Source organism: Mycobacterium sp. E342, from assembly GCF_001667665.1.
GTDB lineage: Bacteria > Actinomycetota > Actinomycetes > Mycobacteriales > Mycobacteriaceae > Mycobacterium.
In genome coordinates this window covers 23,477-33,084 of record NZ_LZJM01000089.1, presented here as the reverse complement: position 1 = coordinate 33,084, position 9,608 = coordinate 23,477, and the positions used below count along the sequence as shown (strand labels likewise).

At 67.8% G+C, this 9,608-nt stretch carries 12 protein-coding genes; 6 read left to right on the top strand and 6 right to left on the bottom strand.

Annotated elements, in window-relative coordinates; all coding sequences use genetic code 11:
• The coding region (locus A5692_RS06075; protein ID WP_231984210.1) for a class I SAM-dependent methyltransferase at window positions 1-415 on the bottom strand (415 nt) is incomplete at its 3' end.
• Window positions 412-1,344 carry an SAM-dependent methyltransferase gene (locus A5692_RS06070; RefSeq protein WP_068053391.1) on the bottom strand — a complete coding sequence of 311 codons (933 nt, stop codon included), beginning with the start codon at window positions 1,342-1,344 and terminating at the stop codon, window positions 412-414. The genes A5692_RS06075 and A5692_RS06070, both read right to left, overlap by 4 nt.
• A gap of 229 nt (window positions 1,345-1,573) precedes the next feature.
• Here A5692_RS06070 and A5692_RS30345 point away from each other — a divergent pair, with 229 nt between their 5' ends.
• Both A5692_RS30345 and A5692_RS06060 read left to right on the top strand, forming a co-directional pair.
• Window positions 1,574-2,047: a hypothetical protein gene (locus tag A5692_RS30345; protein ID WP_068053388.1), complete on the top strand. Its 474-nt coding sequence runs from the start codon at window positions 1,574-1,576 to the stop codon at window positions 2,045-2,047.
• A 76-nt stretch (window positions 2,048-2,123) separates the two neighbouring features.
• Window positions 2,124-3,140 carry a YihY/virulence factor BrkB family protein gene (locus A5692_RS06060; protein WP_068053384.1) on the top strand — a complete coding sequence of 339 codons (1,017 nt, stop codon included), beginning with the start codon at window positions 2,124-2,126 and terminating at the stop codon, window positions 3,138-3,140.
• On the opposite strand, the gene A5692_RS06055 is transcribed toward A5692_RS06060, so the two are convergent.
• Window positions 3,141-3,353, bottom strand: coding sequence for a DUF3072 domain-containing protein (locus A5692_RS06055; RefSeq protein WP_068053380.1), 213 nt, complete (start codon window positions 3,351-3,353; stop codon window positions 3,141-3,143). It lies immediately after the preceding gene.
• Between the two features lie 110 nt (window positions 3,354-3,463).
• Here A5692_RS06055 and A5692_RS06050 point away from each other — a divergent pair, with 110 nt between their 5' ends.
• Window positions 3,464-3,967 (top strand): DUF2505 domain-containing protein, encoded by a 504-nt coding sequence (locus tag A5692_RS06050; protein WP_068053376.1) that lies wholly within the window; start codon window positions 3,464-3,466, stop codon window positions 3,965-3,967.
• Window positions 3,968-3,982: 15 nt separating this feature from the next.
• On the opposite strand, the gene A5692_RS06045 is transcribed toward A5692_RS06050, so the two are convergent.
• Together A5692_RS06045 and A5692_RS06040 are read right to left on the bottom strand one after the other, a co-directional pair.
• Window positions 3,983-4,306: an STAS domain-containing protein gene (locus A5692_RS06045; RefSeq protein ID WP_068053373.1), complete on the bottom strand. Its 324-nt coding sequence runs from the start codon at window positions 4,304-4,306 to the stop codon at window positions 3,983-3,985.
• Window positions 4,306-6,876, bottom strand: coding sequence for a SpoIIE family protein phosphatase (locus A5692_RS06040; RefSeq protein WP_068053370.1), 2,571 nt, complete (start codon window positions 6,874-6,876; stop codon window positions 4,306-4,308). The genes A5692_RS06045 and A5692_RS06040 overlap by 1 nt, the downstream gene beginning before the upstream one ends.
• Before the next feature lie 121 nt (window positions 6,877-6,997).
• On the opposite strand from A5692_RS06040, the gene A5692_RS06035 reads away from it, so the two are divergent.
• The 3 genes from A5692_RS06035 to A5692_RS06025 all read left to right on the top strand — a co-directional run bounded on the left by A5692_RS06035 (window position 6,998) and on the right by A5692_RS06025 (window position 8,640).
• A complete protein-coding gene (locus A5692_RS06035) occupies window positions 6,998-7,693 on the top strand; it encodes a Type 1 glutamine amidotransferase-like domain-containing protein (RefSeq protein ID WP_068053367.1) in 696 nt (231 codons plus the stop codon).
• Window positions 7,694-7,861: 168 nt separating this feature from the next.
• The gene (locus A5692_RS06030) at window positions 7,862-8,254 is read left to right on the top strand and encodes a heme-binding protein (protein ID WP_068053364.1); all 393 of its coding nucleotides are present in this window, start codon (window positions 7,862-7,864) and stop codon (window positions 8,252-8,254) included.
• An 86-nt stretch (window positions 8,255-8,340) separates the two neighbouring features.
• The gene (locus A5692_RS06025; RefSeq protein WP_068053360.1) at window positions 8,341-8,640 is read left to right on the top strand and encodes a hypothetical protein; all 300 of its coding nucleotides are present in this window, start codon (window positions 8,341-8,343) and stop codon (window positions 8,638-8,640) included.
• Between the two features lie 20 nt (window positions 8,641-8,660).
• Here A5692_RS06025 and A5692_RS06020 read toward each other — a convergent pair whose 3' ends face one another.
• Complete coding sequence (locus A5692_RS06020; protein ID WP_068053357.1) at window positions 8,661-9,566, bottom strand: TPM domain-containing protein; 906 nt, start codon at window positions 9,564-9,566, stop codon at window positions 8,661-8,663.
• Window positions 9,567-9,608 lie beyond the last annotated feature (42 nt).

Genomic DNA, 9,608 nt, shown 5'->3' with positions numbered 1-9,608 from the left:
CCAGGACGCGGTGGTGACCACCTCGGCGTTCCACTTCTTCGACCAGCCGGCGGCGTTGCGCGAATTCCACCGCGTCGAGGGCACCGTCGTCGAATGGCAACTGTTCAGCCGGACCGCGCAGCCACTGCACTCGGTCCGTCCTGGCGCGGGCGCGGGCGAGCATGCCGTCTGACATGTCGACACCGAAGATCTCGTCGGGCTGGAGCTCTCGGGCGATCCGATCACTGAGTATGCCGGTGCCACAGGCGATATCGGCGATCTTGCGGGCCCGATGAGCGCGTAGCTGCGCAATCACCTCATCGTGCGGCGGGCGGTAAACCCACCGCTGAAGGAACGGCAGATCGTACGCCGGGGCCAGAAAACTCCACAGCCGCGTGACCGTGTCGTTGAGCCCCCGCCGGCTCGGTGCCGTCATTTGCCCAGTACGGAGCTGTAGTAGATGGTGTCGGCGACCGACACCGAGTCGTTGGTTTGCGGAATCGCGGCGAGCCCGCTGTCGACCAACAGCTCGCTCATCTTGGTGCCGACCGTCTGCCAGCCCAGGTTCTTCAGATACTCGGCAACGTCGTTGCGCTCGCCCTCGAAACCCAGCTCCTCCCAATCCAACTCGAAGCCATGGTCGCGCCACTTGGCGGTGGCCCTGCGCATCATCTCCCGCGCCTTCTCGACGTCCTGTTGCGGCCGGTCCGGGATGGCTTCGACGGCCAGCCTGCTGCCCTCGGCGCTGCGCGCGGAGATGTTGTCGAGCAAGCGATCCTGCGCATCCGGCGGCAAGTACCCGAAAAGGCCCTCCGCAATCCAGGCGGTCGGGCGGCTCTTGTCAAACCCCGCGTCCACCAACGCTTTCGGCCAATCGCGTCGCAGGTCAATCGCGACCGTGCGCAGGTCGGCCCGCGGGGTGGCGCCCAGCTTTGCCAGTGTCGTGGTCTTGAATTCGACCACCTCCGGCTGGTCGATCTCGAACACCGTCATGCCGGCCGGCCACGACAACCGGTACGCGCGCGCGTCCAGGCCGGACGCCAGGATGACGGCCTGACGGATCCCCGCCTGCGCCGCCTCGTGAAAGAACGTGTCGAAGAACCGGGTACGGGCGGCCATGGCCGCGGGCATGTGCTCGAGTTTCCACCCGGAGTCGTGGTCGTCGACGTCGTCGGCGTCGAGGTCACCGTCGATCCACCGCGTGAAGAAGTCCACGCCGACGGCGCGAACCAGCGGCTCGGCGAACCGGTCCTCGATCAGCGGGCTGTCGGCCTTGGTGGCGATCGCCCGGGCCGCGGCCACCATGGTGGCCGTCGCGCCGACGCTGGTGGCCAAGTCCCACGAGTCGTTGTCTGTGCGTGGCATGCGCCTGTTCCCCCTCGGAGTGAAGCGATACTTAGCCACTATAACGACCGCGAGGGCCTGTTGGTTCCCGCGTGTTTCGCGGCAGGTCGCCGCGCCTGGGTTTGGTGTCCTACCGGGGGCCAGGGCCGCCGGGGCCACCGGGTCCGCCCGGACCGCCGGGTCCACCCGGACCGCCAGGACCGCCAGGACCGCCCGGACCGTTCACGGCGGGGACCGCGGGAACGCATTGATGCAAGTCCGCGCTCCACACGAACCCTTCAGCGCAATTGGGGTCGGCGCGGACGATCGCCGGCGCCGAAACCGCAACTACCGGCAATGCCGTCAAGGCGAGCGCGAAGGCGCCGAAGGCCCAAACCCGCAGCAGGTGCTTCATCGCCGCAATGCTCATACCGATGATTTTGCGCCAGGCGGCGCGCCGGCGGCGCTGTTATTCGGCAACCAGTTCGAAGACGGGGATGACCCGATCCGTGGGCTCCTGGCACTCGCCGAACCCCGGCGCGCGCTCGACGACGATCCGGTACACGGAATCGTGCTCGTCGCGCGGCAATTCGCGCACGGTCGCTCAAACTGTCCGCCCACCTTGCCGCCGTTGCGGCGGAACTCTTCGATGCGCTCGTTGAATTCGCGCTCGGATCGCATCGCATCGTCGGCCACCATCGCCATCCTGGCATGGGAATCCGGCGGCGACCGACCCCACGGTTGATCGCCGCCGAATTCGGGTATCACCTGGCAATCCCATCGGGGGGGATCCGCTTCCGTTGCGACGAAGTGAGCACAAGATGGTCGGCTGGCTGGACAGGCTGCAGCGACGAAACCGCGCCGCGGGCGTGGTGATCGCCGTCGTTTACAAATACCTCGACGACCAAGGCGGATATCTGGCCGCGTTGGTCACCTACTACGGCTTCGTGTCGCTGTTCCCCCTGCTCTTGCTGTTGACTACGGGCCTCGGGCTGATCCTCGCAGGGCGCCCCGATCTGCAGCAACAGGTGCTGCACAGCACCTTGAGCCAATTCCCCGTCATCGGCAGCCAGTTGCATGAGCCCGCAGGTCTCAGTGGAGGGACCGTCGCCGTGGTCGTCGGCATCGCGGGGGCGCTTTACGGGGGCCTGGGCGTCGGTCAGGCCGTCCAGAATGCGATGGACTCGGTATGGGCCGTACCGAGGAACAAGCGTCCCGATCCGATCCGCTCCCGCGCGCGCAGCCTGCTTCTCTTATTGGTGCTCGGCTCGGCGGCCCTGGCCGCCACCGCCCTGTCCGCAGCCGGCCAGGCAACCGGAGCGCTGGGGATATTCGGCAAGATCGGCGTCGCACTTGTCGCCGTGGGGATCAACGCGCTGATCTGCCTGGTGGCGTTTCGGGTGACCACCGCCCGGGGTCTCACCTATCGCCAGGTATTGCCCGGAGCGCTTGCGGCAGCAGTGATCTGGCAGGTATTCCAGTGGGGCGGAGCCGGCTACATCCGGCACACGGTGAAGACGGCCAGCGCCACCAACAGCGTCTTCGCCTTGGTGCTGGGATTGTTGGCCTTCCTGTTCCTCGTCTCGTCAACACTGGTTTTGTGCGCCGAGATCAACGTCGTCCTCGTGGAACGGCTTTACCCACGCGCCTTGCTCACGCCGTTCACCGATGACGCTGAACTCACACCGGCCGACCGCAAGACCTATACCAAGAAGGCAAAAGCCGAGCAGGTCAAGGGCTTTCAACGCGTCAGCGTCAGGTTCGGCGACCTCGCCCGCAAGGCGAGCCGGCCCCGGACTCCGACTCCGCCGACCGTCCGGAGCCGGCCCGCCGGCTAGTCAGGTGCCGCGGCCCGTCTGCTGCTGTAGCTCGTCGATGAGCTCCGACGCCTGGGCCTTGGTCATGTCGTCCGGCACCTCGCGCCCGGCCTCTTGGGCCAAGGTATGCAGGTAGCTGCGCTGGGGACCGGTCATCGGCTCGTCGCCGGTCACCCACTGGGACGTGTCCTTCTCGGGATTCTCGCCCGGCGCCTGTCGCGTGTCGTCAATCATCGTCTTCCACCTCCGCGAGGGGGATAACCATCGCACGTACGTTCGAAACACGGCTTGACAGTGGCGAGCGTCGCAGCCAGGACCCTTCGCATTTTGGAAGAATCGATGCCATGTCGCGTTCCTTCGACATCTTGATCGAGTCGCCGGTGAGCGTGGAGCAGATCCACGCAACGTTCGGCCGCGAGGACTACTGGCTGGCCCGCCTTCGGGTCAGCAATGCTCCCACGACCCTGGATTCACTGGTCGTCGACGCCGACGGCACGGTGGCGGTTCGCGCCACCCAGCACGTGTCCCGCCAACTATTGCCCACGCTGATCGCCAAAGCCGTCCCCGGCGAGCTCAAGATCGTTCACAGCGAGACGTGGCGACCAAGCGGGGACGGCGAGGTCCGCGGGCAGATCAGCGTGGTGACCTCAGGCGGCGTCGGATCCGGCCGTGCGGAAGCCTGGATGGCGCCGACGGACGACGGCACGCGACTGCGGTTCGCCGTCCAGGTAGCCGTGAAAATCCCGTTGGTCGGCCGCAAGCTCGAGAAGTCGATGCAAGCCGATCTGGCTGAGAGCATTCCGGCGCTGCAGCGCTTCACCACGACCTGGATCGCCGAAAATCCTTAAGACCTGAGAGGCTCGTCAGCCGTCCGCCGCGGGCGAGGCGGGCTCGACGGCGACGAGTTCCGTGAGTCCGCTGATGGTGAGGATGGGCATCAGGATCGGGTGGGCGATCAGGTGGATGTGGTTGGCGTGGGTGAACAAGGCGTTGATGGCGGCGCTGTCCAAGTACTCGACACCGCTGAGGTCGACCGTGAGCGGGCCACCCCCGGCGGCCTGGCCGCTGGCGGCGGTGAGGGCTTGAACGAAGGCATCGATGTTGCTCAGGTCGATCTCCCCCGCGGCGACCAACATCAGTTCCCCGTCGTTGCGGCGCGCGGTGTCGAGGGTGAGCGACGTGGGCATCATGTGATCCTCGCGGATAGACGGACCGTGGTTCCGGCGGCGTCGGGGTCGATGGTGACGTCGTGCATGAGCCCCCGCATCAGGGCGATACCCCGGCCCCGATGGGGATAGTTGGCCGGCTGCGGGGGCTTCCACGTGCCGGTGTCGGTGATCGTCAACTGCACTTGGTCCACCAGTGCGGTCGCGCCGAGACTGATCGTGCCCTCGGGTTTGTCGCGATGACCGTGCTCGATGGCGTTGGCGACGGCTTCGCCCGCGGCGACGAGCACGTTCATCGCCTGTTCTGGATCCAGCCGGGTGCGGGTTAGCCAGTGGCGCAATGCCGTTCGGGCTGGGGCGAGGTGGCTGACGTCGGCGGGGAAAGTCAGCTCCAGTGGCGCGGGATGGCGATAGAGCAGCAGGACGACGTCGTCCTGATAGCCGCCGTCCGGCGCCAGACCGGACATGATGTCGTTCGCCAAGTCGTCGAGCGTGGAACCCCGCCCATCCTGCACCAGCGTGGCGGCGCGGGAGATGCCCTGCCCCAGTGCGGTGCGGCGGCGTTCGACCAACCCGTCGGTGTAGAGCACAAGGGTCGCCCGCGCCGGCAGGATCACCCGCCCCTCGGGGCGGGACCAGTCCGCTCGCACTCCCAACGCGATGGTGTGGCCATCGTCGAGCATCTGCGTGGTGCCGTCCGCGTGGACCAGGATGGGCGGCGGGTGCCCGGCGCTGGAGTAGACCAGCTCACCCGTCTCGGGGTTGAGCACCGCGCAGACGGCGGTGGTGCATTGGGCGCCCGGCAACCGCGCCGCGAAGCGATCCATCCCGGCCAAAGCGGCGCCCGGGCTTGGGTTTTCGAACAGCAGCGCCCGGCAGGCGCTGCGCACCTGGCCCATCACGGTGGCGGCGGCCAGGCCGTGCCCGACGCAGTCGCCGACGACCATCGCGATGCGCCCGTCGTCCAGGTCGACGATGTCGTACCAGTCGCCGCCGACCTGTAGGGGCCGACTGGCGGCCTGGTAGCGCACCGCGAAGCCGTGCGGCAGATCGGCGGGGCCCAGGATCGCGTGCTGCAGCGCCAGCGCGGTTTCGCGCTGCTGGTCGACCTGATGGACCCGCTGCAGGCCCTGGCCCAGGCGGCCCGCGAGGACCGTGAGCAGAGTCTGGTCCTCGAGGGTGAACGCCCGCCGCTCGGCCAGATCGATCCAAACGACGAGCACGCCTTCGGGATGCTGCAGCGCGATGCCCGCCGTCCCGGCGTCCCCGGTGCTGGGGGTGAGGAGGTCGCCGTCGCGCAGTGAGCTGAGGATCTGTTGGGTGGCCGGCGACAGGTCGTCCCACTGCGCGGGCTCGCCTACCGATACGACTTGCGGTGTCGCGTAAGCGTTTTCGTTCGAGGAGCTGTGAGTTGGGAAGGTGACGGCCACGACGCGGCGGGCCCGCCACAGTCGGCGCAACTCCTCGGCCGCGGCGTTGATCGCCTCGTCGACGGTGTCCGCTTGCGCGAGTTCCTGGTTGAGCGCGTGTTCGCGACCCGCCGCCAGCGCCAGGGCGATGGCCGCGTGCCGAGCGAAGTCGCTGACCAGTTCGAGGTAGTCGCTGCCGAACGGGGACTGCTGCGGGTCGCGGGCGACGGCGATGACGCCGAGCACCGCGCCGTCGGCGATCAGCGGCATGACGATCGCGGAGCGTTCGCCGACGTCGGTGAATCCCTCGATCGGGTACTGGAAGGACTCGGTGATCAACGGCAGGCCCCGCCGCGCGACACCGCCCGTGGTGGAGCCGTCCATCGGCACCTGGCGACCGATCACCTCGGAGGAGTACCGCCCGGCCGTCGCGGCGACGACGAGGGTGTTGACCTCTTCGGCGGGCAGGTCGGGCTCCTTGGGAACGAGCAGGATCGCCTGCTCGGCGTCGGCCAACTCCAGCGCCCGGTTCACGATCAGCTGCAATGGCCCGGTCTGCGGGTCGCCGGACAGCAGCGCGGTCGTGATCTCGCGGCTGGCCTTCGTCCACTTGGCCGACTCACGTTCCCGCTCGAACAGCCGCGCGTTGTCGATGGCCGCCGCGGCCGCGATCGCCAGCGCCCGCACGGCGGCGGCCTGGGAGTCGGTGAAGACCCGGCCGGGGCGATCGTCGACCAGGTAGAGGCTTCCGAAGTCGGCGGCCCGCACGGTGATCGGCAGCCCGAGGAGCGCCCGCATCGGCGGATTGTGGGCTTGCAGCTCGCCGGCCTGCGGATGGGCACTCACGTCGTCGAGGCGCAGACCGTCGCCCACCGGCAATTCGCCGAGTTGCCGCGCCGTTTGCTCGTCGATGCCGGCGCGGACGAAGGAGCCCAGGGTGCCGTCGGCGGCGCGGATCCCGAGCACCGCATAGCGGGATCCGGTCAGCTCTATCGCCCCCTTGACGATGCGATGCAGCGTCACGTCCAGGTCGAGATCGGAACCGACTTCGCTGATGACCCGCACCAGTTGTTCCATCTGGTCGCGAGCCGCCACCAGCTCGTCGAGTTGCTCGTGTATCTGGCTCACCAGCTCGCGCCGGCCCTGCCAGGTGAACGCCGATCCACCCCCTTCGTTGCCCATGGATACAAACCTAACCGTTCATCTGAGCGATCCCTACCGGCGGCGGCGATCTTCAAGGCCGGACATGGGGGGTTTACTCGATCTTGACCAGGCTTTGAATCTCCCACCGACGATGGCCGCTATGAGTATTGCCCCACACCTTGAGCCGCTCTATCTACTGGCGGACAGTCAGCTGCTGTTCTGGAGGCGGCAGGGCCGACTGCTCCTCGAAGAAGCCGTCGAGCGGTTGGCCGGGGCCACACCGCCGAGCGCGGCCTACCTCGGCGCCTCCAACGGGGACCGCCCGGAGTTCTACGACATCTTCGAGGCGGCGGTGGAGGCCGTCGGGATCGCCGACCGCCGCATGATCGACTCGTCGTTCGACCGCGCCGACCGCGCCTTCCTCGAGGGCGCGCAACTGATCGTCCTCGCGGGCGGTGACGTGCGACTCGGCTGGGACACGTTCGAGAAAACCGGCATGAGGGACGTCATCCTGGACCGGTATGCCCGCGGGGCGGTCCTGGTGGGCATCTCGGCGGGCGCTGTCCAGCTCGGGCGTTACGGGATGGTCGAGGCACCGGAATCCCCCGAGCCGGGGCTATTCGACGTGTTCGGTCTGGTACCCCTGGTCGTCGACGCGCACGACGAGCGAGCCGGGTGGGCACGGCTGGCGCGGACCATCGAATCGCTGGGCGGAGCGGCCGCCGGGCTCGGGATCCCCTCGGGCGGCGGAGTCATCGCGCATACGGACGGCACCATCGAGGCCCTGCGCCGGCCGGCCCACAAACTCGTCTTCGACGGCGTTCGCGTCGTGCGCTCACTCGTGAACGCCGAATAGGCAATTTGCTGACGGTTGGCCGTCGCAGTAGTGACTTTCGGCCCGAGCAATGACCCTCGCTGCGTGTCCAGAGTTAACACCATGCCAATTGCAGCTCGACTCAGCTTGAAGCGGGCGGCAACCGACATCGGTCCCGGCAAGGTACATCGCCGGATAAAGGAGCCAGTCATGTTCCTCGCATCTCTGTTCACCCGCCGGCTCCTGGTCGGGGCGATCGGCGCCGGCGCGCTCAGCGGCACCCTGCTATGTGCGACCGCGGGGACCGCCGTTGCCGAGCCGCCGCCCCGGCCCCCCAACTGCACGGCAGCCGACATGGCCGGCGTTGCGGCCGGCGTGGCCGCGGCGCTCTCGACCTACCTCTACACCCATCCGGACCTCAACGGGTTCTACACCGGCCTGCAGGATCAGCCCAAAGATCAGATTCGGGAAGACGTGCAGCAGTACTTCAACGCCAACCCGCAGGAGCAGTCCGATCTCGAGAACATTCGCCAACCCCTGGCTGACATCAGGCAACGCTGCCAGTGGACACCGCTACTCGGGCAAGTCGGCGCGACTCCCTGACTGTCGGCCATGCGAGCATGCCCCGCGAGCGCCCTCGATTCGCCGCCGGTGTGCGTAAACGCAGCCGTGATGGGAAGGAGATCCCGATGAACGTGCGGTCTTGGACTGCAGGGGCGCTGGCGGTGTTGGCCTTTGCCGCCGTTCCTGAGATCTATGCCGTCGTGCAGCCCGCCGGCGTGGCGAACGCGGACGTCTGCGCAAGCGTCGGCAGGCGTGTTTCCGTGAGCGGGTGCACCAACATCGCCGATACGGTCAACGCCAATGTGACGCCGCCGGACGCGTATGCGCCGCTGCCGCAAGACTTCCCACCACCGCCGCCACCGCCGCCGCCGGTCAACGTCTGTGTGGGAGGCGGTCGGCGGATTCATGTGAGCGGCTGCTTCTGAGGCTGCGGTCGGTGCGACGATCACCGGGTGGATGCGGAGCCCCGGCCTCGTGGTGGGCGGTGCGCTGCCAGCACGTCGGCGTTCGCCAGCGTCTGCCCCTGTGCGGCGAGCGTCGAAGCCCGGTTGGCGTGGGCGATTGCTTCGGCGGCGTTGCTTGCCTCCTTGGCTTGCGCCGCCGCGAAATGCCTTCTCGCCTCGTCGACTCGGGCCAGCGTCCCGGCGCCGACGCTGTCGTGATGCCGGGTGACGTAGTCCGAGATTTGGCGCAACCGGGTGTCCGCGGTGGACAACGCCTCCCCCACCGAATCGCCCACGCTTACCTGGGTATCGCCAGGGTCGACCCGCCGCGTAACACGCCGACGGCGGCGCACTCGATAGAACACGAGAAACAGCACGACGATCAACACCAGCACGCCGAGGCCGATCGCGATCGGCACCCACATCGGCTTTGAGGTGCTCGCCGCCTTGTTCAACCCGTCTGCCGCGGCGACCGCTGCACCACTCCAGTCTTTGACGGCCACTGCGGGTTCAATCTGGTTGCTGCGCAGACTGTTCAGCTCGTCCGGCGTGACGCCCGCCGTATTGGGCGGCACCGAAAACGCGTACAGCTTCGTGTTGGTGGCCACCGCCAGCAGCACGTCGTGGTCGCCCAACCCGCTGGCGCCGCGGGTTCGCTCGGCCCAGTTATCGGGTTTGAACCTGGAGAAGTTGTCGACGTAGACCACCCACAGCTGAATATGCCGATGGCGGTAAAGCCGGTCGATCGCCGCATTGACCGCCGCCCGACCGGGATCCGTCAGCGCCCCGACGCCGTCGGTGACGTGGTCCATGAGCTTGGACGGTGGTTGCGCGCCGGCGGGGGCCGGCGCCAACAGGCCGGTCATGAGGATCGCCAGGACTGCACCGATCAGGCGAGCAACGCGCATAGGGGTAATTTAACCGGCGATTCCTGGCGGGGCGGAGACCGC